Here is a 20,581-nt window from a genome sequence, read left to right on the forward strand (position 1 = left end):
TTTAGGGCTGTGCAACTAACAATGATGGGAGGACGAACTGGTTGGTTGCACTCCCCAAGAAAAAAATGAATACTTGAAGTTAGAATAAGCACGGGGGCTTAGATTAGTTGGCGCTTCGATTCCGCCTAGCTCCACCATACTTTTAATTAAGAAACGGACAGAGGTGCAGTTTTTTGATTGGGTTGTGGTACTCCGCACATGTGGGGTGCATGGTAAGACTATTTTGAGATTTATATAGAAACTGAGGGTTCCTGTTATGCCAAAAAACGATAATATGCTGGCCATTCTCTGGATGCTGAATTCGGGCGTGAAAATGACTGCAAAACAAATATCCGAGAAGCTGGAAATAAATATAAGGACCGTTTATCGGTATATAGATGCATTATGTGCTAGTGGAGTGCCGATCATATCCGACACAGGTCATAATGGCGGGTATCGCTTGCTCAATCAATTTATCAGATCCCCTCTGCTATTTGATATGGAAGAGAAAAAGGCGCTCCTTCATGCGGCTGCTTTTGCCAAAGAAGCCGGATACCCTTTAAGCGAGGCATTAGGCAATGCGACCTCCAAATTGAGAATGTATTCAAATGAGGAGCAGGAAAGTATGCTTAGCCGCCAGTTAGCCGGTTTTGAAGTGATAAACCGCAGCGGATACCCTTCGGTTCAGCCGATATTGGCGGAATTGGAGCAGGCTGTAGCAAATGAATACGCTGTAGAAATCGATTATCGCACAGGCCGTGAAGAACAACCTAAGAACAGGGTGATAGACCCCTATGGAATGGTTAACTGGAACAATAAATGGTATACGGTTGGATTTTGCCACCTAAGGGAGGAGATTCGCAGTTTTCGGGCAGATCGGATTGTGCAAATCAAGCGGACTCCCCTTCTATTTAAGCGTCCTGAAGCATTTTCAGCCCGTGAATTTTTCATGCAGAAGCTATTGCCTGATTTAGTGGGCAAGGACGGGTTAATTTCTTTAATGATTGAAGGCAGATCAGAGGCATTGGATGACTTATGCTTGCATTGGTTTTTGGGGCATCATCTGCAAGAGCGGACAGCCAATCAAGCCATCTTCTTACTTGAGGAAACATCCATTCAGACACATGTCCCTTATTTTCTGCTATCCTATGCGAAATCCATTAAAGTCATCGAACCACAGAGTTTGAAGGACAGGCTTGTTGCTGTTGCGTCGGAGTTAATGGAATATTATCGGCTTTAATAGCTTCACTGACAGCAGCTGTCAGTGAAGCTATTTTATAATGAGGATAATCATGGATTGCCGATGCATGGATGGGTGGTATTCCTTGATGACTTGTAAAATAAGGGGAACTTGCAAATGACGAATACGGTCTATCTTTATGTGTTTGACACGATGTCAGACTGGGAAATCGGTTATTTAACTGCCGAACTGAACTCGGGAAGATATTATAAAAAAGGGCTGGCTCCGTCCAAAATCATTACTGTGGGAATGGACAAGACGCCTGTAACGACAATGGGCGGATTGAAAATACTGCCAGACATCAGACTGGATGAGTGCAGCATCGAAAGCACGGATACATTGATTTTACCCGGTGGAGATACTTGGACAGAAACCTTTCACCAACCCATTTTAGAAACGGCGGAAAGGTGTTTAAAGGCAGGGACATTAGTGGCAGCGATTTGTGGGGCTACAATCGGGCTTGCCCAGACGGGGCTACTGGATTCACGCTGGCATACAAGCAATGATTTGGAGTATCTTAAAATGATCTGTCCCAATTATACGGGCGAAAAATATTACAATATGGAGCCAGCTGTAACGGATGGAAAACTGATCACTGCATCTGGTATAGCACCATTGGAGTTTTCTGTACATGTCTTGAGAGCGCTCGATGTGTTTTCATCAGAAACATTAGATGCCTGGTATAGTCTAAATAAGACGCAGGAATCCAAGTATTTCTATGAGTTGATGAATGCCATTCTGTGAAGATATAAGAATTGTCTTGTCTCAATTTCAAACTAATTTTAATGATACTATTTTGAGGAAAGAGTGATGATATGAAAACAGCCATTTTTACTGTAACAAAGTGGGAGGAACAACCCATTGAAAATAATCTTAGCAACTTCCCCGTTAATACTGCAAAAGTTGAATACGAAATTAAAGGTATTTTGGAAGGGAAAGCAACTTTAGAATATTTGCTGTATTACTTAGATAGTCATATGGAGGATGCTGAAAAGGCCAAATCCAAAATTGCGGGGTTCCTGCACTTTGAAGGTCATTACGATGGACATTATGGAACGTTTACAGCTTGTGAAAACGGTATGTTTGATAACGGTACTCTTGATAGCCCCGCTCAAATCATTAACGGCACAGGAGAGCTGGAAAAATTAATCGGAAGCTATAACTATCATTTTCTCGGTCACACGAGTGAATTGGTATTAGATTTCGAATTAACAAAATAGTAATCGGGGAACTTCCTGGACAGGAGGTTCTTTTTTTCATTTTCCGACTTATTTATATATTAATTTGGTGGGAATTGGTATGCTTATTTTACAACATGGATTCATAAATAAAACTAATTACGTCATCACCATATTTTAAAAAATAGGAGAGATAGGAAATCGGCATATATTGGACGCTTCAAAGAGAAGAAATTTGGAACATTTTTGAGAATCAAGGGTATCTAGAAGGCTCTGAAAAACATGCCATGTTTCCACAGGAATATCAGTGGATGATGACTAAAATGAAAGAAAGGCTTCCTAATTATGCTGGAGAAAGTCCTATTTGGCTATGGGTAGAAAAGCCGGATATGCGTTCGTCAGGTCATTTTGGAAGCTACACCTCTTGTGTAAGAATTCGTTTAGAGCTCTATGATAAAGAGGTATTAATTTCTGATTTTGATGATTGGCATTTAGTTCTAAATGATAGTTTCTATGCTGATAACGAAAAAGAGTGGGATGACTATTATTTAGGAAAGCTGTCTATGAGCAAGGAAGAAAGCTGGAATCGAATATTCGATTTCAATAGACCGCGTGATCCTGAGTGGCATGGAACGGATAGCAGATGTTTTCAGGGGGTTGCAGGTAGGATTGATATAGGAAGAGTCAATAAGGTTGAGCATTTTGTGACAAGGAAGCAACCTGAAATATGATGAGGTGATCGATAAGGTGAGCAAGATCGAGCTGGTTTTAACCAAACAGGGAAAGACGTTTAAAGACTATCGGCATTTAACGATTACGGAAGGAATAGAAGTTTATATTCTTAATATCATTAAAGGCCGGCTGTATCCCGACAAGAAGACGATGAACCCGACATACGAGCCGTATCCCGTCAAACAGGAAGCGATCGATCGACTGAACGAATTGGCTGATGAACTGAGGGATAAAGGTTTTGTGGAAGAACCGCGAGATATTTTATTTCAGATCGCAGAAAAAGAAAAATACGTCTACGACAAAGCGAAATGGCATTACGATGGCGATTTTCCGCAAGAGTTGGAGCACCACCAAGCTTACGTTCCGTCGGGCATGTTCATAGCTTGGATAATCAAAAATGATCTGCTCAGCAAACGAAGCCGCAAAGAAGATGCAGCGGAAATTGAGCTTGTCAAAAGGGATGAGATGACCGGAGCTCAATTTTATCGTAAAAACTGGGATGGCGTGCTTAGCTCGAACGAATTGTCGGATGAGGCAGATGCGTTTGCCCGCGAATATCTTAATATCCAAAACGACATCTATACGGCCGTTGATTTCACAAATGGATTGGCGGCCGGCTTGCCGACAATCTACCATGTAGAAGATTCGATTGAAAACTATCACATCATCGAGCCGATCATTACGGAGCGTTATCAGGACTGGAAACGTCGCAAAAAATCGGGAGGCTAGTAATGTAGTTTTACGGTGCAAAAGGAGGGCATTAAAGTGCCGACTCCTTTTTTTTTTGATACAAAACGCATATAGCCATGGCGACCGAGAAAAGCAAGGCAACGGGCATGGAGGTCAGATCTGTAATCGGCGACACAGCCTGCTCAGTTAATAATAAGCTTAGAAAATGAAGGGAAAACCTATAATTTACAATGTATTAATGTATGCGCTTACTTGCTATAATTTACCTTAAGAAGGAGGTGATAGTAAGATGATGGCGAGACATGACACAGGATAAGTGTTGTGCTGCATAGAGAAGAAACCATAACACATAGGCAAATAACGATAAAAAATGAGGAGGTATCTTATGTTCAAATTAAAGCTGAATAAGAAAATTTTGACGGTATGCCTTGCAGCTTCTATGAGCTTGGGCTTGTTTTCGGCAACCTCAAGTGCAGCGACAGACTATTGGCAAAATTGGACTGATGGCGGCGGAACAGTAAATGCTGTCAATGGATCCGGCGGCAATTATAGTGTTACATGGTCAAATGTCGGGAATTTCGTTGTTGGAAAAGGCTGGATTAACGGATCGCCAAACCGGACAGTTAACTATAATGCCGGCGTCTGGGCGCCGTCTGGCAATGGATATTTGACTCTCTACGGGTGGACAAGAAACTCGCTAATTGAATATTACGTCGTTGACAGTTGGGGCACGTATCGTCCTACCGGAACGTATAAAGGAACCGTGTCCAGCGACGGAGGCACATATGACATTTATACGACTATGCGATACAACGCGCCATCCATCGACGGTACACAAACCTTCCCTCAGTATTGGAGTGTCCGCCAGTCGAAGAGAGCAACTGGGGTCAACTCCGCGATCACGTTCAGCAACCACGTTAATGCATGGCAAAGTAAAGGAATGTATCTGGGGAGCAGCTGGACTTACCAGGTATTTGCGACAGAGGGGTATCAAAGCAGCGGCAGCTCTAATGTAACGGTGTGGTAACAGGCATCATTTCATTATAAATATTGCTTGCTAAGGCCTGCCGGTCTCACAGCTGGCGGCCTTATCTATTTCAACAATAGATATTTGCCTGCATCCTTTTCCTATTCGTTTAAAGGAGAAATAGTAATGAGAAAACGATTTATTTTCCTTTTGCCAGCAATATTATTGGTAGTCATTGCTTGCTCGCAAGAAATGCCTGAAAAGACCGAGAAGGCTGAGAAGACCGAAAACAATGAAAATAATGAAAACAATAAAAACAATGATAATCTTGTCTTTGTAGAAGGTGGGATTTTTGTGAATACGAAGTCCAACTTTTATGGAAAAAGTGTAACTATATCGAGCTTTTATATCGACAAATATGAGGTAACTCAAAAAGAGTGGGTTGAGGTTATGGGAAGCAACCCCTCGGGCTTCAAGGGCGACAATTTACCGGTAGAAATGGTAAGTTGGTATGATGTTGTTGAATACTGTAATAAACGAAGTATAAAAGAGGGCCTGAAACCGTATTACGAGATAGACAAAAATAAAAAAGATCCGAATAATAAGAGTGATCACGATAATCTAAAATGGACAGTAACGATCAATGAGGGAGCGAGTGGTTACCGATTGCCGACGGAAGCGGAGTGGGAATACGCCGCAGGTGGAGGCCAGGTGAGCAACAGTTACACCTACAGCGGGAGCAATAATGTAGATGAAGTAGCTTGGTATTGGAAAAACGCTGGAGACAAATACTTATCAGGAGAATGGAACTGGACTATTATAGAAAGCAACAAAAATAAAACAAAATCTGTCGGTGCCCATAAACCCAATGAGCTAGGCCTTTACGATATGTCAGGTAATGTAAGGGAATGGTGCTGGAACTGGTACGGAGATGGGGACTTGGATAGCGAGAGTGGTTCTTTCCGGGTTGTAAAGGGCGGCGGTTGGATCGGCGACGTCAGAAACAACGAGTTATCTTATCGGGGAAAGTTTGAGGCAAATGGGATTGGCCCAGATCAGGGTTTTCGTGTGAGCCGGGCCCAATAAAATCGGAAAGTGGATACCATATATTAGGCAGAATCAGGCCGAAGTTCGCAAGTGTATAGAGCCTGGCAAGCCACGATTTTTGAAGCAAAGGAAAGCAAAGGAAAGATGACCCTTTGCTTTCCTTTGCTTCTCTTATGTAAAGACTATGTGCTCCTAGTACGCTCTGATATAATAACCCCAGTCTTGCTTTATGTTCTGCTCATTCTGTACATATATGAAAATGTTCCGACCTATAGAGGAAGATTTTGAGCAAGTAGTCGATGGAAAACTCACGATATTCTTTTTGAAAATTATATTCTATAGTTAGTATCTAATTGGAATGAGCTTCAGTAAGGGAGTGAGATTACGATGTACGGAATCATTATTGTCGACGATGAATTATTTGTCCGCAAGGGCTTGATTGAAATGGTGGATTGGGCAAGCAGTGGTTTTGAGGTGATAGGTGAGGCAGACAACGGAGAAGACGCTCTGGATCTTATCTGCAAGCAGCAGCCGCATCTTGTCATTACGGATATCCGTATGCCAATTTTAGACGGAATCGGGCTAATTCAAGCCGTAACGGAGGCGAAGCTTGAAACCGAATTTATTATTATCAGAGGTTATAATGACTTCCGTTACGCCCAGCAGGCGGTTCGGTACGATGTACTGGATTATGTGCTTAAGCCTATTAATGAGAACGAAATTGTGAAAGCGCTTCATAAATATCGCGACAAGTTTTCTGCACAGAAACAGCTAAAAGAGAGGCTTATTATTCACGAGGAAGAGAAACTGATTGAGACGCTCATTCGTGGTGAAGCCAAGGACGATGCTCTTGAGGTCTGGGAAAAGCATTGGACTGGAATGGGAGCGAAGGAGTTTATGTACGTATTGCTGGAAATTAATAATGTGTTTCCGTGGGGAGACAGGCTTATGCCTCCTAAGGCAGAATTCAAAAATGCAATCCAGCAATCGGTTCAGCAGCTTTGTTCGGAAACCCCGATTGTGCACGAGCATCGGCGCGCATTCGGATTTATTATACCTGATCTCTACTTAAGAGGACATAATGGTGATGCCCGGAGCTTCATGGCAGATTGTCTGCTTCAGCTCAGTAATCTGTTCTCCTTAGACCTTCAAGCCTATGTGGGCAGAACGGTAAGCTCCTTCATGCTATTGAAGCATTCTTACGTCAGCGCTAAGGAGACCGTGCAATATAAATACTTCAGGCACACCCAGCGAATCCTGCTGCATTCCGATATTGCCGATAAGGATCTCCGTTATGTCCATATCAAGGACGAGGTGTACCGTACAATCATTGAAGCCATTGAAGAGAACAACGAGCAAAAGCTTGTTTTGGTTATCGACCGGATGTTTGCGGAGTTTGCAGAAAAGGCTGTATCGCAGGAAGCTATAAAAGCGGCCACGATTCAATGTGTCCACAGTGTGCTGAATACGATTAGAAGTATGGAAGGCGATGAAAAGCGGCTGGCAAGTCTTATGCCTATCATGAACTGGCAGGATCATAACATCACATTTAGCGAGCTCCGGGCCTTATTTGAAGCCTTTGCGCTGGAGGCTGCCAGGTTGATTCAGAGTCTCTATCAAAGCTATGGAAGTGGCGTGCTTTATAAGATTAAGTGTTATGTAGATAAAAATTTTCATGAAAATCTCAATCTGAAAAGTATGGCTAATCAGTTTTACATGAGTTCTGCCTATCTCGGACAAATATTCAAAAAAAACTATGGGATGTATTTCAATGACTACTTGCTCCAGCTGCGTATTACGGAAGCCAAGAAGCTTCTAAGACAGACCGACATGCGGATCTATGAAATTGCCGAGCAGGTGGGCTTCAAAAATGCGGATTATTTCGTGACCCAATTTGAAAAGCTGGGACAGATGACCCCTACGGAATATAGAAGCCGAATCGGTAAGCGCTAAAGCGAGGAGGGGGAAGGGGAAGCTATGCATTTTCTGAATAATATCCGGTTGAGGAACAAAATGTTTTTGGTATATTTCCTTGGTGTCATTGCTCCAATCATTCTGACGAATGCGATTTTTTATAATATTATTACCGAGAATGTAAAAGAACAAAGAATCAATGATATTGACCGTGCCGTGGAGCAAATTAAAAATGAGTTCCAGTTAATGGTTGATCAAGGTGTAGGGTTATCCTCCTTTTTTTATGCGGATTACAAAACCAATGAAGTGTTAAATATGAATTTCACGCATACGGAAGACTATGTAGAGGCCTATGATCTCTATTTAAGATCGATTCTGAACAATTACTCTCCGTTCTCTTCTTCTCTTCAGAACAAAACGATATATGTAGACAATCCCACGCTTTTGAATTCAGGAAATATCGGCATATTATCCGATGAGGTTCGTGAAGAAGCATGGTATAAGCTTTGGCTGAAGGATGCGTCATCCCAGCCTGTATTCGTTCGCATCGAAGACCCGGAGGGCCAATTTCAATCTTTTTCGCTGCTCCGGCGAATGGATTATTTTGCGGATCGGATGGCCAAGGAGAAGCTCATTAAACTTGATTTCAAGACGATTGATATCATGGAGATTTTTTCTAATTTGAATGTAAAGGGAGATATGTACCTGCTGAGTCCAGGAGACCGAATAGAATACACAACCAACCGGGCAATCGACTGGCAGGCGAATACCAAGCATCTGTACAGCTCCCTGAAATCGGATAATCTCATTCAATTTGAGAAGGGATATGGCAGCATCAGTTATCTGCGCGGCTGGAAGGTCGTGGGTACCATTAATGAGCATGAGATTATTAAGGAGGAGTTGAAGTCACGCTATTTCATTGTTTGGTCCGGATGCGTGATGATGATTTTTCCTACTATAATCATCTTAATTATTACAAGGTCTATTAACGTACGGATTATTGAAATCCTAAAGCATATGAAGAAAGTAAAAACACAGAATTTTCAGATGATCAATTATGGGGAAGCCCGTGATGAAATCGGTCAGCTGACACTCGAATTCAACAATATGATTATGCAGATAAAGACATTAATTAACGATGTGTATATGACGGCTATCCAGAAAAAATCACTTGAGCTGGAACGGCGGAAGGCGCAGCTGAATGCTCTTCAAAGTCAGATTAATCCCCATTTCCTGTTCAATGCGCTGGAGACGATACGGATGCGAAGTCTGCTTAAGCATGAGAAGGAGACAGCCAAAATGATTCAAAGTATGGCGATGATTTTACGCAGCTCTTTAACCTGGAATAAGGAATGGGTAACGGTGGAGGAGGAACTGGGTTTTATCATGTGTTTTTTAGAAATACAGAAATATCGTTTCGAAGACAAATTGAAATACCATGTCGAGGTGGAGCCTGAAGCCCGTGCCTGTGTAATCCCGAAGATGGTGTTTCTTCCCTTTGTGGAGAACGCTAGCATTCATGGGATTGAACCGCTGAAAAAAGGCGGGGGAATTGATATCCGGATTGGAATTGAGGAGGATTTTGTCGTTTTCTCAGTCAAAGACAACGGAATCGGCATGAACGGGGAGCTGGTCAGCAGGCTGTATGACTACCTTAAGGCGGAAGAACTTATTGGCGACCGGATTGGGATACAGAATGTAATTTACAGGGGCAAAATGCTTTATGGCGACCGAATTGTATTTGAAGTACACAGCCGCCCTGGTGAAGGAACAAGAATCGTGCTGAAAATTCCATCGAATCCATAGTTTTCAAAGAATAAACCATAATTTAAAGGGTAACGATGAAATGAAAACGCTTTTATACTAAGGGAGTAACACACCATTCATATAAAAGGGGGAGTAAAAGCAATGAACAAAATCAATAGAATTTGGCTTCTCTGTTTAACAGCAGTATTATCATTATCCGTGATTACAGCTTGCTCTGGCAACAATAATACGAAGGAGAATACAGGAACGGCGGAGCAGAGTGGCAATGCAACTACAGGAGCCAAGCAGGATAAAGTAACATTTAAAATTTTCAACGGGGTAGCCGGTTCGAAGGATGGCAATACCAATCAAACTACAATCGGCAAGCTCCTTGAGGATCAAACCGGCGTGAATTTCAAGCTGGAGTTTGTAGTCGGCGACTTAAATACAAAGATTGGAACGATGATTGCCGCTAACGATTACCCTGATGTGCTAATCCCGGATGCAGCAATAGAAGAAGTGCTGAATGCAGGCGCTTTTATACCGCTCGATGATCTCATTGAGCAATACGGTCCGAATATCAAGCGGGTTTATGGAAAATCGCTGAATCAAATGAAAGCTAAAGATGGAAAAATCTATTTCCTCCCTATTGCTGCGCAAGTGAACGATTTTATTCCCGAGCCGGAAGCCGGAGCAGCTTTCTGGGTGCAGCGTCGTGTGCTGGAGGAAGCCGGATATCCCAAGATCAAAACTTTGGATCAGTACGTCGAGCTAATCACGAATTACCGAGATAAGCATAAGGACGAAAATTTGACTGGATTAGTATCACTTACACATGACTGGCGTTTTTTTGCCACCTCCAATCCGCCTATGCACCTTATGGGTTACCCGAATGACGGCAACGTTACTGTAGATACCAGCACTTGGGAAGCAAAAACGTATGCTGGTTCTGACGCTACTAAGAGGTGGTTGAAAGAATTAAATAAACTGAATGCAAATGGACTTTTTGACAAAGCGTCCTTTGTGGACAACTACGACCAGTATATCGCCAAATTAACTTCCCATAAGGTACTCGGCTTTTTCGATTACCGCTGGCAGGTAGATAATGCGCTTAATGTCCTGAAGGATGCGGCAAGAAAAGATCCTTCCTTGGACGGATATAATTACTTCCCGCTGCCCATTACCTTTGATGAAAATACCCCGGATGCTTATCTGGACCCTCCGGGCGGACTAGTAACCAACCGCGGAATCGGGATTACGGTCAGCGCCAAGGACCCGGTCCGAATCATCCAGTACTTTGACAATATGCTCACAGAAGAGAATCAGACGCTGTTGTCATGGGGAATCAAGGGCGAAACCTATGAAGTAAATGAAGAAGGCCGCTACTATCGTACTCAAGAGCAAATTGACAAAATTGATGAGACGTTCAGAGAGAGCTTTGGCTTCAAATATTACAGCTGGAACTGGCCAATGTATAATGCTACCTCTACACTGGCTAACGGAAATGCGCGAAATGTTGCCAGCCAGCCAGAGGTTTTCCAAATGACACTGACGGAGAAGGATAAATTCATTCTGGAGAAGTATGGGGTGCAAACCTATAGCCAGTTGTACGCTGAGCCGATCAGCCGTCCTTACTTTCCTGCCTGGGGATTTGCGAAGGAGCAAAACTCACCGGAACAGCTATGGGAAGCAAGCAAGGATGAAATGACGAAGAAATACTTCCCGAAAATGGTAATGGCAACTCCGGATAAATTTGATGCTGTATGGGAGGAGTATATGAAGGAATTCGGCAAGCTGGACACTGCGGGCTATGAGAAATGGACAACGGAGCAAGTGAAGCAGAAGGTTGCGATGGCGAACCAGTAATCCCTTTTATGAGAAAGGCCAGACTGCATCGGTTGAGGCTGGCCTTTCTGAATGTTTGCTTTACCCGTGTGGTTTTGGAAGGAGAGAATACAGGTGGACAAAAATACGGTATTGGCCATTTCCCAATCCAAGGGAAATAAATACGAGAACCGAATCAGGCATTTCTTTAAAAAGCTGTTTCAACAGCGTGCCCTCGCCATCATGTCTGTTCCCTTTTTAATATGGCTGATTATATTTAAATATTTACCGCTATGGGGCTGGACCATCGCTTTCCAGGATTATAAGCCGGCTAAAAAATTTATGGAGCAAGCGTGGATTGGGTTTGAGCATTTTAAATTTTTGTTTGGGGATGACCGATTTCTCAGAGTTCTCCGCAATACGCTGGCTATGAGCTCGATTAATTTGATTTTTGGCTTCATCACAGCGATTACACTTGCTTTGCTGCTAAATGAAATACGCAATATCGCCTTTAAACGCGTCGTTCAGACCGTGAGTTATTTGCCACACTTTATATCCTGGGTGGTAGCAGCGAGCATTATCCAAACGACCTTGTCGCCGGACGGAACAATCAACCAATTGTTAGTCGGGTTGGGATTTATTGATCGCGGCAATGAAATTTTGTTCTTAGGCATTCCAGAGTATTTCTGGACCATCTTCGGAGCAAGCTCTATCTGGAAAGACATAGGATGGAATACAATTGTGTATCTGGCGGCAATGACGACGATTGATCCTACGCAATATGAAGCTGCAGAGATTGACGGTGCGAATCGATTCAAGAAAATGATCTATATTACATTGCCTGGTATTAAATCTGTTGTAATCATACTGCTAATTATGAATATCGGTTATTTGCTGGAGTCGGGATTCGAACCACAGTATTTGCTGGGCAACGGCATGAATGTTGACTATTCCGAGAACATAGATATATTCGTGCTGAAATACGGGATTGCGCAGAGCAATTTCTCTCTTTCTATTGCAGCAGGCATGTTCAAAACCGTGGTCAGCTTCATCCTATTGTTTATAGCGAATAACGCCGCGAAACGCATGGGAGAAGCCAGGCTGTATTAGAAAAGGAGGAGCACGAATGGAAATCGTAGCTGTCAAAAAGAATAAACGGATTAAGCATCGAATGAGCTCTTCCACCGGTGACCGCTTGTTTGTCATTTGCAACTACATCTTCATGATTTTTTTGATGATTATTACTCTCTATCCATTTTTGAACGTACTTGCGGTTTCTCTCAACAGTGCACAGGATTCAATAAAAGGCGGAATATACCTGCTGCCACGAGAGTGGACAATCGCTAACTATAGCTACATTTTTAGAGAGGCGACTATTTTTCATGCGACTCTCATATCAGTCCTGCGAACGGTCATAGGAACTGTCGTAACCGTCTTCTGCTCGGCCATGCTGGCTTTTACGCTCAGCAGACAGGAATATGTGCTCCGCAAATTCATCACGGTGGCCTTTATTATGACTATGTATTTTAACGGCGGCCTAATTCCAAATTATCTCCTAATGAGAGATATGGGGATGATTGGAAGCTTCTGGGTATACATTCTTCCGGGAATCATTGGCGTGTTCAACCTGATCATCATTCGTTCCTTTATTGAGAATCTTCCGGAAAGCATCCTTGAATCGGGAAAAATTGACGGTGCAGGAGATTACAGAACCTTTTTCAGTATTATTTTACCGTTAACGGTACCCGTGCTTGCAACGGTAGCTTTATTTTCCGGGGTATACCAATGGAATTTGTGGTTCGACGTATTTCTATATAATTCATCAGACAGCAATTTAAGCACCTTGCAATATGAACTGCAGAAAATTCTGCAAAACTCCAATACGACCACCGGAACATCGAGCATGGATGGGATGATTCAAGGAGCCAGCGGAGCACAGCAAAATATGGTTACGCCTATGGCCGTTCGTGCTACGATGACGATTGTTGCCTCGGTGCCGATTATTATGGTGTATCCTTTCCTGCAGAAATATTTTGTCAAAGGCATGATGGTAGGCGGGGTAAAAGGGTAAGCTCCCAATTGGAGTCTAAGTGCTTCCGTGCGCCTCAATGCCGGGAGCAACTACTTGAACAAAAAAACACGCCATTTATGGGCGTGTTTTTTTTGTGCTTAGCAGCTTGGACAAGTCTAGGCCATAACCAACGCTTTGGCATACTGTTTGCCTGCCGAGAGAAGGCTGTCGCTCATTTCAGGATTGTGAACAGAACGTGCAAGAGCAAGGGAGCCGACCATAGTGCTCAGCAGGGCGCTGCCTTTGGTTAGGTCGATTTCCGCCAGATTGGAGATAAAAGCAATCATCCGCTCCAATTCAATGGTGAATACTTGCCGAACCTCTTCGGAGGAACGGGATATTTCGCTGGAAAGGGCAGGAAGAATGCAGCCCATCTCCGTTTTGTCGCGATGGTACGGACTTAAATAATAATCAATGACCGTATTGATTTTGGGATTTTGAAGCTCCTGATCAGCGATGTTCTGCAGCAGTGCGATCGTATCGCTAATGGCATACTGGCACGCTTCGGCGACCAGCTGCTCTTTATTGTCAAAATGCGAATAAAACCCTCCATGGGTCAATCCGGCCCCCTTCATAATGAACGGAACACTTACATCGTGGATACCATTGGTGCGAAAAGCCTGGGCAGCACTTTCAACGATCTTATTCCTTACTTTAAGCTTATGGCCTTTGGGATACGGCATTGTAATCACCCCATAACATCATCATTAACTTCATCATGCCATCCTTTAAAATATTATAATCGTCATAATTAAGCCTGTCAATTTAGCGATAAGCTAGCGGTTAGCTCCAAAAAGGCTAAACGCGGCTGTTGACGTTTTTAAAATATGATGATTATAATATATTACGATCATCATATTTAGAGAGGCAACTTCAATAGGAGGTATCACGATATGAGTAAGCTTGAATCGGTAGAAACGTTAGTCATTGGATCAGGTCCGGGAGGTTATGTGGCGGCGCTGCGCTGTTCACAGCTTGGAATGAAGACGGCAATTGTTGAACGCAGTCAGCTTGGGGGAGTATGCACGCATGTTGGCTGCATTCCATCCAAAGCGTTGATCGCAGAATCACATCGCCATGATTTGCTCCAAGAGTTCTATCATGCAGATGCGGCAGCGTCATTTAAGAATGCTCAGCTTTTCAAGCAGGGAATTGTGAACAAGCAGGCAGGCGGAGTTAGTTATCTATTAAAGACTGCCGATGTGAGCATTTTGGAGGGGGAAGCTCGTTTCGTTGCTGAACATACAGCACTTATCAAACAAGCTGGACAGGAGCAGCTCATCTCTTTCAAGTACGCCATACTGGCAACGGGGTCTCGTCCGATTGAGCTGCAAGTCTTTCCGTTCGGCGGGCGTATGCTGTCTTCCACAGAGGCTCTTTCACTCCCAGAGGTTCCTGCTAGCTTAGTGGTCATCGGCGGTGGGTATATCGGGATTGAGCTTGGGCAGATGTATGCCAAATTTGGCACAAAGGTGACGATTTTGGAGGGAGGAGAACAAGTGCTGCCGGGATTCGAGGCGGAGCTTGCTGCCCCTGTTGTCAAGCAGTTGAAGGCTGATGGGATAAATATCGTAACGGGTGCGACGGCGGGGAAAATGGTACAGAATTCCGCGAGCATTACGCTTCATTATTCTAAAAATCAAGAGCAGCATCAGGTTGCAGCGGAATATGCATTAGTCACTGTCGGCAGAAAACCAAATACAGACGGCGAGTTAGGGCTGGATCGCATCGGCCTGCCAGTGACAAGCAGAGGACTGATCAGTACGGATAAACAGTGCAGAACGGCTATCCCGCATATTTTTGCAATTGGAGATATTACGGCTGGTCCGGCGCTTGCACACAAGGCTTCCTATGAAGCGAAAGTTGCGGCCGAAGCGATTGCAGGCTATGCCTCCGAGGTCGATTATAAAGCGATTCCGCTCGTCGTCTTTTCCAATCCAGAGCTGGCTAGTGTGGGCTTAAGTGAAACGGAGGCAAAGGCAAAAGCCATCCCGATTGTTGTCGGTAAAGCCCCTTTCGCAATCAACGGAAGAGCATTGGCATTGAAGGAAACGGAAGGTTTCGTCAAAGTGGTGGCGGACCCGATTTCAGGAATCGTCATTGGTGCGCAAATCGTTGGAGTGGAGGCATCCACCCTTATATCGGAGCTTGCCCTTGCGATCGAGATGGGGGCAGCCGTGGAAGACTTGGCTATGACGATTCACCCCCATCCTACATTGGGAGAAGTGATTATGGAGGCTGCCGAAAACGCGGTCAGAAAAATGAGGATGACAAGTAAAAAAGAGCAGCAGGTTTAACAGCAAATAGAAAATGGAAATGGAAATGGGAGAGATACAACAATGAAAATAAAAGCAGGTTTTTATATCGGGATTGCGATGGTGCTTATCGTGGGAGGTTCGCTTCTTGCGATGAAAGGAAAGGATGCTGTCAGTCAGGCTGAGAGCAGGAAGCAAGGTGTGCTTGAGGCGGAGCAAACGACCCTATTTTATGACAAGAGTCCAGGGATGATTGTAAAGGTTAATGCAGCTGCAGGCGATTCCGTAAAACAGGGAGATGTGCTCTTTAAGGTTAAATCAGCTGGCGAAGGGGAAATCGATGTGCTTGCGCCGGATGACGGATTGATCAGCAGAGTCGCTGTAAAGCCGGGGGAACAGCTGGCACAAGGCATGCCAGTTGCGATTTTGCAAAAGAATACCTTCTATACAGATCTATACATTCAGGAAAGTGAAATGGATAAGCTTGAGGTCAATAAAAGGGTAGAGGTTCATTTTCCATATGTGGAGCGTCAAGTTCAGATCGATGGTGTTGTAGCTTCCATTGCAGCTGCGCCTCAATTTGCCAACCTGCGTATGAGTCGTGAGAAAGGGCAAGCTGATTTAAGCATGTTCCTTGTTCGAATAGCTATGGAATCAAATGCTGATTTGCTTCCGGGCATGACCGCGGAGGTGAGACTTGATGAATTCGCTGATTGACGAGTGGAAGCACGTAGCGGGCAGCAAGTATGCTCGCATGATCTTTATCGGTCCGATAATTGCGGCCATCTTTTTTGGATTAATGTTTTCGCAGAACCAGATCAGTGAATCGCCTATTGTCGTCATTGATGAGGATCACAGTGCATATTCCCGGCAGATCATTTCCAAAATAAATGCTTCCCCATACATGAAAGTCACTAACGTGTACGCCAGCCGTATGGCCCCAGAAGCATTGCTGGCTAATGAGCAGGCTGTAGCGGTCATCATGCTTCCCAAACAGTTGGAGCAGCGTCAGCTGCAGGGAATATCAACGAATATCGGCATTTTAATGGATAATACGATGCCCTCAGGGCTGACTGGCATCCGAACCGCGATTCAGGAAGTCATCGTAACGGAAAATACGACCGTTTCCATGACCCGTCTGCTGCAAAAAGGGATGGATGCCGAAACGTCCAAGGGGCTTGTTTCACCGTTGTCCCTTCAGCAGCGCATGCTGTTTAATCCGACCACAAGCTATGTCGGCTTTATGGTGCTTGGCTTTGTAAATATAGTCGTTTTAATGATTACAACAAGTGCTGCTGGCTCGATTGTGTCTCGCCTGCGTCAGGAGGGAAAGCTCTTCGCCAACGGAAAGTCGCCTTTGCAGCTGTGGATGCGCAGTGTACCTTACGCTGTTCTGAGCTCCCTATCCCTGCTCCTGTGCTATGGATTATTAAAACAGGTGGGGGCCATGCGGTTTGAAGCGGAGCCCTATGTTTTTATCATCCCCTTGCTTGTTTATGCCTTTGCTTTGTCACTCGTGGGAATGTTGATTGGCTATTCTGCCAAAGACCAGTCCAAAATCAGTTTACGAACCAGCTTGGTGTTGTATCCATCGTTTCTTGCTACGGGAATTCAGCTGACTCCGCTTGCGTTTCCAGAGCCTTTTCAAATTTTCGCATGGGCATTGCCTTTGAACTGGCTTAACCGCCTCATCCGCGGGATGGCTTTTCGCGAGGGGGAGCTAACAGCCTACGGTCAGGAATTGGGGGCGCTGCTGATCATTATCGGCGTTGTGTCCTTGTTAATTGGATTACTTGTAATGCAGGAAGCTGGGAAAACAGATTCCAGCCGGGAATCGAGGATGACTTCAGATGTTGTGCCGAGCAGAGGTTAATCAATTAGGGCGCAGCTAGTGGAGCAGGACAATAAAATAGGGATGTATTGAAGTAAATCGTAAAGAGGGGTATCGAGCCTCTCTTTTTTTGCTCCTAATACAAGCTTGCATCTGAACTCGCTAAAAAGCTTAGACCGCTTCCATGGACATTACGAGTCACTCTAGGCGTTCTCCAGTTTTCTTATTGAGAATCTCTCACAGTATAAGGAGGCAAACAAAACTTTGTATAGGCAAGATGATATAATACATATAAATGGAATTTTAAAAATGGGATTAGCGCTTCGAAATAAAGTGATGTACATATCTTGGATATCGATGATTTAAAGCCTAAAGTCAATTTCCGAGAGTCATATATAAGAGGAGCTGTACAATGTTAAATAAGTTTTTGGCTTTTTTTAAAAAGAAGTCGTCTGAAAAGCCCGTTGTACCTAGAAAATCGTCTAAACCACCGCAGCGAAAAAAGATAGAAGCGACTCGTATTGGCGAATTAGGCGAGCATAAAATAAATATTCAATTGGATCAGTTGCCAAAAGACTGCAAGTATTTAAGTGATTTGCTAATCTCTAATCCTAAGTCACGCTCAGGTTATTCCCAGGTGGATCATCTCGTTATTTCTCCCTATGGACTATTCGTCATTGAAACGAAAAACTATAACGGGGAGATTAAGGGCGGGCGGAATGATACGCACTGGAGCGTGAGCAATCGTTTCAAAATGTATAATCCTCTTAGACAAAACTACGGGCATATGAAAGCATTGGAATCGCATTTAGAGGAATATGGAACATTGAGATATATTTCAGTGATTTCTTTTACCATGAGATGTCGATTCAGCATTGATCCCGAGCTGCGCAAAATTCATTCTGACGAGCTGATTGTATATGATGTGGAATTATCTGAGTTTATTAACCGGAAATTAAATCGACTAAAAGCCGAGAATCCGACAGCGAATGTGACGAAGGAAAGCGTACAAACTATCTACGAGAAAGTAAGAAGGTTAAACATTACCGATTTAAATAGTAGGGCAGAGCATATTGAAAAGGTGAAGAAAAGTACTTAAGAGATTCATTATAAATAATCAGAGGTATTCTATGAAGCAAGGTCTTTATGAGCAAATCATGAATAACAGGAGCGTGATTAATGGGCATTAATAAAAAAGGTAGAAGAAAGATTGTATGTAACGCCAGATTATTTTATTGGTATGTCCAGCCGGACTATGACGATTGTGGGCAAATAAAGCTAAATATCGTTTCAGATGATAAAAAGTGGATCGTTTCATATGAAGTCGGTCAGTCCAAGAATCCCAAAACACCCCACATCGTTATTAAGGGACGGGAATTTGAAGGATTAGATAGATCCGGTTGGCAAGGCTGGATGAGGGTACAGACTCCAATCTGGGAGGATACGATTATCACACCAGAATTAGTAAAGACAATTATTGAATGGTGTTTTCACAAGAAGGAGCGATTAATCGTTGTTGATTGGAAGGGGGAAATCATTTAGAGCCTAAATGATAGACTTGAGTCCAGAGGATACGAGCAACACCTTAAAAAAGGAGAGGTTTGATATAGCTCTATTTACAATGGTATTTAGAGAACATGGAGTGGGAAACAAGAACACGCAGGTACCCAATGGTATCCGCGTGTTCTTGTTCATTTGTATGACTCCATATTTTACAATGACAAAGTCAAGCATAATTAGAAATGATGACGATGTCCAATCCTATTATTTGAAGGTAATGCTATAGGATACGGACGGATAGGCTGTTGTCGATCCTGGAACGCGCTCTACTACTGTGATTAGAGTGCCAGGGTTATAGTAGGCCGAACCGCTGTTGTAATAGGTGCTGTTAACGATGGTCGTTCCTAGATCGAGCGTCGTATTGTTGTAGCTCCAGTAGTAATGCAGTTGAAGTGCATTAGGAACGGCTGTAGTGACGGTGACACTTGTACCTGTAGTTTTAGCATTAGGGAGGATGTAGGCATAGGATTGAGTAGCAGCAAGGGTATTATAATAGAGACCGCCGTAGCCGACGATAGCAGGATTAGCCGCTGCCGTCATGCTGAACATAAGAGACATTGCCAAAACGAGAACAAATAGTTTTGTGCTCCGTTTTTTCATAAATAGTCCGTCCTCTCCCAAAATGGATGGCTAACTTGTGCGATTAGTTGAAAGTAATAGAGTAATATACGGAAGGATAAGCAGTCGTCGATCCTGGAACGCGCTCTACTACTGTAATGAGAGTGCCAGGGCTGTAGTAGCCCGAGCCGCCATTGTAATTTGTGCTGTTTACGATGGATGTGCCAAGGTCCTGTGTTGTATTGTTGTAGCTCCAGTAGTAATGCAGTTGAATGGCATTTGCTGCCGTTGCCGTTACCTTAACGCTTGATCCAGATGTTTTAGCATTAGGGAGAATGTAGGTATAGCTTTGACCAGCTGTGAGCGTATAGGAATTGGTAATTCCATAGGCTATGATAGTAGGGTTGGCCGATGCCGTCATGCTGAACATAAGAGACATTGCCAAAACAAGTACGAATAATTTTGCGCTTCGTTTTTTCATAAATGGTCCGTCCTCTCAAAAAATGGATTATTAACTTATGCGATTAATTGAAAGTAATGGAGTAAGATACGGAAGGTAAAGGAGTCGTCGATCCTGGAACGCGCTCTACTACTGTAGTCAAAGTGCCAGGGCTGTAGTAAGCCGCACCACCATTGTAATTTGTGCTGTTTACGACGTATGTGCCAAGGTCCAATGTTGTATTGTTGTAGGTCCAGTAGTAATGCAGTTGAATGGCATTTGCTGCCGATGCTGTTACCTTAACGCTTGTACCAGATGTTTTAGCATTAGAAAGAAAATAGGCAGAGGTTTGCCCAGCTGTGAGCGTATCGGAATAGGTCATTCCATAGGCTACGACATTAGCACTGGCCGATGCCGTCATGCTGAACATAAGAGACATTGCCAAAACAAGTACGAATAATTTTGCGCTTAGTTTTTTCATAAAAGGTCCGTCCTCTCAAAAAAGGATTATTTTAAAGCTTAAGTTAGATACAAACTAAGCCTTTCGAAG

General features: G+C 43.6%; 21 protein-coding genes. 17 read left to right on the top strand and 4 right to left on the bottom strand.

Annotated elements, in window-relative coordinates; genetic code table 11:
• The first annotated feature begins 256 nt into the window (after positions 1 to 256).
• From AC50Y5_RS05570 to AC50Y5_RS05625, 12 genes are all read left to right on the top strand, one after another.
• Positions 257 to 1,219 carry a helix-turn-helix transcriptional regulator gene (locus tag AC50Y5_RS05570; RefSeq protein WP_494859052.1) on the top strand — a complete coding sequence of 321 codons (963 nt, stop codon included), beginning with the start codon at positions 257 to 259 and terminating at the stop codon, positions 1,217 to 1,219.
• 117 nt (positions 1,220 to 1,336) lie between these two features.
• Positions 1,337 to 1,963: a type 1 glutamine amidotransferase family protein gene (locus AC50Y5_RS05575; protein ID WP_494859053.1), complete on the top strand. Its 627-nt coding sequence runs from the start codon at positions 1,337 to 1,339 to the stop codon at positions 1,961 to 1,963.
• A gap of 71 nt (positions 1,964 to 2,034) precedes the next feature.
• A complete protein-coding gene (locus AC50Y5_RS05580) occupies positions 2,035 to 2,439 on the top strand; it encodes a DUF3224 domain-containing protein (protein ID WP_056034526.1) in 405 nt (134 codons plus the stop codon).
• Between the two features lie 164 nt (positions 2,440 to 2,603).
• Complete coding sequence (locus AC50Y5_RS05585) at positions 2,604 to 3,128, top strand: DUF3841 domain-containing protein (RefSeq protein WP_494859705.1); 525 nt, start codon at positions 2,604 to 2,606, stop codon at positions 3,126 to 3,128.
• A 16-nt stretch (positions 3,129 to 3,144) separates the two neighbouring features.
• Positions 3,145 to 3,858: a DUF7832 domain-containing protein gene (locus AC50Y5_RS05590; RefSeq protein WP_056034532.1), complete on the top strand. Its 714-nt coding sequence runs from the start codon at positions 3,145 to 3,147 to the stop codon at positions 3,856 to 3,858.
• Between the two features lie 346 nt (positions 3,859 to 4,204).
• Positions 4,205 to 4,846 carry an endo-1,4-beta-xylanase XynA gene (locus AC50Y5_RS05595; RefSeq protein ID WP_056034536.1) on the top strand — a complete coding sequence of 214 codons (642 nt, stop codon included), beginning with the start codon at positions 4,205 to 4,207 and terminating at the stop codon, positions 4,844 to 4,846.
• Between the two features lie 126 nt (positions 4,847 to 4,972).
• A complete protein-coding gene (locus AC50Y5_RS05600) occupies positions 4,973 to 5,872 on the top strand; it encodes a formylglycine-generating enzyme family protein (RefSeq protein WP_056034540.1) in 900 nt (299 codons plus the stop codon).
• 348 nt (positions 5,873 to 6,220) lie between these two features.
• Positions 6,221 to 7,786: a response regulator gene (locus AC50Y5_RS05605; RefSeq protein WP_494859057.1), complete on the top strand. Its 1,566-nt coding sequence runs from the start codon at positions 6,221 to 6,223 to the stop codon at positions 7,784 to 7,786.
• A 60-nt stretch (positions 7,787 to 7,846) separates the two neighbouring features.
• The gene (locus tag AC50Y5_RS05610) at positions 7,847 to 9,553 is read left to right on the top strand and encodes a sensor histidine kinase (protein WP_494859059.1); all 1,707 of its coding nucleotides are present in this window, start codon (positions 7,847 to 7,849) and stop codon (positions 9,551 to 9,553) included.
• Positions 9,554 to 9,655: 102 nt separating this feature from the next.
• Positions 9,656 to 11,359: a type 2 periplasmic-binding domain-containing protein gene (locus AC50Y5_RS05615; protein WP_056034550.1), complete on the top strand. Its 1,704-nt coding sequence runs from the start codon at positions 9,656 to 9,658 to the stop codon at positions 11,357 to 11,359.
• 93 nt (positions 11,360 to 11,452) lie between these two features.
• Entirely contained in the window at positions 11,453 to 12,427 is a 975-nt protein-coding gene (locus AC50Y5_RS05620; protein WP_494859062.1) for an ABC transporter permease, read from the top strand.
• A 16-nt stretch (positions 12,428 to 12,443) separates the two neighbouring features.
• Positions 12,444 to 13,388, top strand: coding sequence for a carbohydrate ABC transporter permease (locus AC50Y5_RS05625; RefSeq protein ID WP_494859064.1), 945 nt, complete (start codon positions 12,444 to 12,446; stop codon positions 13,386 to 13,388).
• A gap of 116 nt (positions 13,389 to 13,504) precedes the next feature.
• On the opposite strand, the gene AC50Y5_RS05630 is transcribed toward AC50Y5_RS05625, so the two are convergent.
• Complete coding sequence (locus AC50Y5_RS05630) at positions 13,505 to 14,071, bottom strand: TetR/AcrR family transcriptional regulator (RefSeq protein WP_056034553.1); 567 nt, start codon at positions 14,069 to 14,071, stop codon at positions 13,505 to 13,507.
• A gap of 210 nt (positions 14,072 to 14,281) precedes the next feature.
• Between AC50Y5_RS05630 and lpdA the strand changes: the two genes are divergently transcribed.
• The 5 genes from lpdA (at position 14,282) to AC50Y5_RS05655 (ending at position 19,016) form a co-directional block, all read left to right on the top strand.
• Positions 14,282 to 15,685: a dihydrolipoyl dehydrogenase gene (lpdA, locus tag AC50Y5_RS05635; protein WP_494859066.1), complete on the top strand. Its 1,404-nt coding sequence runs from the start codon at positions 14,282 to 14,284 to the stop codon at positions 15,683 to 15,685.
• Between the two features lie 42 nt (positions 15,686 to 15,727).
• Positions 15,728 to 16,360, top strand: coding sequence for a biotin/lipoyl-containing protein (locus AC50Y5_RS05640; protein ID WP_494859068.1), 633 nt, complete (start codon positions 15,728 to 15,730; stop codon positions 16,358 to 16,360).
• Positions 16,344 to 17,516 carry an ABC transporter permease gene (locus tag AC50Y5_RS05645; RefSeq protein ID WP_494859070.1) on the top strand — a complete coding sequence of 391 codons (1,173 nt, stop codon included), beginning with the start codon at positions 16,344 to 16,346 and terminating at the stop codon, positions 17,514 to 17,516. The genes AC50Y5_RS05640 and AC50Y5_RS05645 overlap by 17 nt, the downstream gene beginning before the upstream one ends.
• Before the next feature lie 370 nt (positions 17,517 to 17,886).
• Positions 17,887 to 18,573, top strand: coding sequence for a nuclease-related domain-containing protein (locus AC50Y5_RS05650; protein ID WP_056034565.1), 687 nt, complete (start codon positions 17,887 to 17,889; stop codon positions 18,571 to 18,573).
• 80 nt (positions 18,574 to 18,653) lie between these two features.
• On the top strand, positions 18,654 to 19,016 hold the full coding sequence (locus tag AC50Y5_RS05655; protein WP_056034568.1) for a hypothetical protein: 363 nt from the start codon (positions 18,654 to 18,656) through the stop codon (positions 19,014 to 19,016).
• A 222-nt stretch (positions 19,017 to 19,238) separates the two neighbouring features.
• Here the strand turns inward: AC50Y5_RS05655 and AC50Y5_RS05660 are convergent, their stop codons facing one another.
• Genes AC50Y5_RS05660 through AC50Y5_RS05670 form a run of 3 tightly spaced genes read right to left on the bottom strand, consistent with a single transcriptional unit; the run spans position 19,239 to position 20,512 of the window.
• Positions 19,239 to 19,634, bottom strand: coding sequence for a hypothetical protein (locus AC50Y5_RS05660; protein ID WP_056034575.1), 396 nt, complete (start codon positions 19,632 to 19,634; stop codon positions 19,239 to 19,241).
• Between the two features lie 43 nt (positions 19,635 to 19,677).
• Complete coding sequence (locus AC50Y5_RS05665; protein WP_056034578.1) at positions 19,678 to 20,073, bottom strand: hypothetical protein; 396 nt, start codon at positions 20,071 to 20,073, stop codon at positions 19,678 to 19,680.
• Between the two features lie 43 nt (positions 20,074 to 20,116).
• Positions 20,117 to 20,512 (bottom strand): hypothetical protein, encoded by a 396-nt coding sequence (locus tag AC50Y5_RS05670; protein WP_494859079.1) that lies wholly within the window; start codon positions 20,510 to 20,512, stop codon positions 20,117 to 20,119.
• Positions 20,513 to 20,581: the final 69 nt, after the last annotated feature.

This window comes from Paenibacillus sp. JT22N7 (assembly GCF_059383875.1).

Excerpts from the sequence above, each read along its gene's own strand:
- AC50Y5_RS05645 (WP_494859070.1), top strand. The coding sequence starts at position 16,344 with ATGAATTCGCTGATTGACGAGTGGAAGCACGTAGCGGGCAGCAAGTAT.
- AC50Y5_RS05575 (WP_494859053.1), top strand. The coding sequence starts at position 1,337 with ATGACGAATACGGTCTATCTTTATGTGTTTGACACGATGTCAGACTGG.
- AC50Y5_RS05570 (WP_494859052.1), top strand. The coding sequence starts at position 257 with ATGCCAAAAAACGATAATATGCTGGCCATTCTCTGGATGCTGAATTCG.
- AC50Y5_RS05670 (WP_494859079.1), bottom strand. The coding sequence starts at position 20,512 with ATGAAAAAACTAAGCGCAAAATTATTCGTACTTGTTTTGGCAATGTCT.
- AC50Y5_RS05615 (WP_056034550.1), top strand. The coding sequence starts at position 9,656 with ATGAACAAAATCAATAGAATTTGGCTTCTCTGTTTAACAGCAGTATTA.
- AC50Y5_RS05650 (WP_056034565.1), top strand. The coding sequence starts at position 17,887 with ATGTTAAATAAGTTTTTGGCTTTTTTTAAAAAGAAGTCGTCTGAAAAG.
- lpdA (WP_494859066.1), top strand. The coding sequence starts at position 14,282 with ATGAGTAAGCTTGAATCGGTAGAAACGTTAGTCATTGGATCAGGTCCG.
- AC50Y5_RS05640 (WP_494859068.1), top strand. The coding sequence starts at position 15,728 with ATGAAAATAAAAGCAGGTTTTTATATCGGGATTGCGATGGTGCTTATC.
- AC50Y5_RS05605 (WP_494859057.1), top strand. The coding sequence starts at position 6,221 with ATGTACGGAATCATTATTGTCGACGATGAATTATTTGTCCGCAAGGGC.
- AC50Y5_RS05580 (WP_056034526.1), top strand. The coding sequence starts at position 2,035 with ATGAAAACAGCCATTTTTACTGTAACAAAGTGGGAGGAACAACCCATT.
- AC50Y5_RS05665 (WP_056034578.1), bottom strand. The coding sequence starts at position 20,073 with ATGAAAAAACGAAGCGCAAAATTATTCGTACTTGTTTTGGCAATGTCT.
- AC50Y5_RS05625 (WP_494859064.1), top strand. The coding sequence starts at position 12,444 with ATGGAAATCGTAGCTGTCAAAAAGAATAAACGGATTAAGCATCGAATG.
- AC50Y5_RS05660 (WP_056034575.1), bottom strand. The coding sequence starts at position 19,634 with ATGAAAAAACGGAGCACAAAACTATTTGTTCTCGTTTTGGCAATGTCT.
- AC50Y5_RS05630 (WP_056034553.1), bottom strand. The coding sequence starts at position 14,071 with ATGCCGTATCCCAAAGGCCATAAGCTTAAAGTAAGGAATAAGATCGTT.
- AC50Y5_RS05610 (WP_494859059.1), top strand. The coding sequence starts at position 7,847 with ATGTTTTTGGTATATTTCCTTGGTGTCATTGCTCCAATCATTCTGACG.
- AC50Y5_RS05600 (WP_056034540.1), top strand. The coding sequence starts at position 4,973 with ATGAGAAAACGATTTATTTTCCTTTTGCCAGCAATATTATTGGTAGTC.
- AC50Y5_RS05595 (WP_056034536.1), top strand. The coding sequence starts at position 4,205 with ATGTTCAAATTAAAGCTGAATAAGAAAATTTTGACGGTATGCCTTGCA.
- AC50Y5_RS05655 (WP_056034568.1), top strand. The coding sequence starts at position 18,654 with ATGGGCATTAATAAAAAAGGTAGAAGAAAGATTGTATGTAACGCCAGA.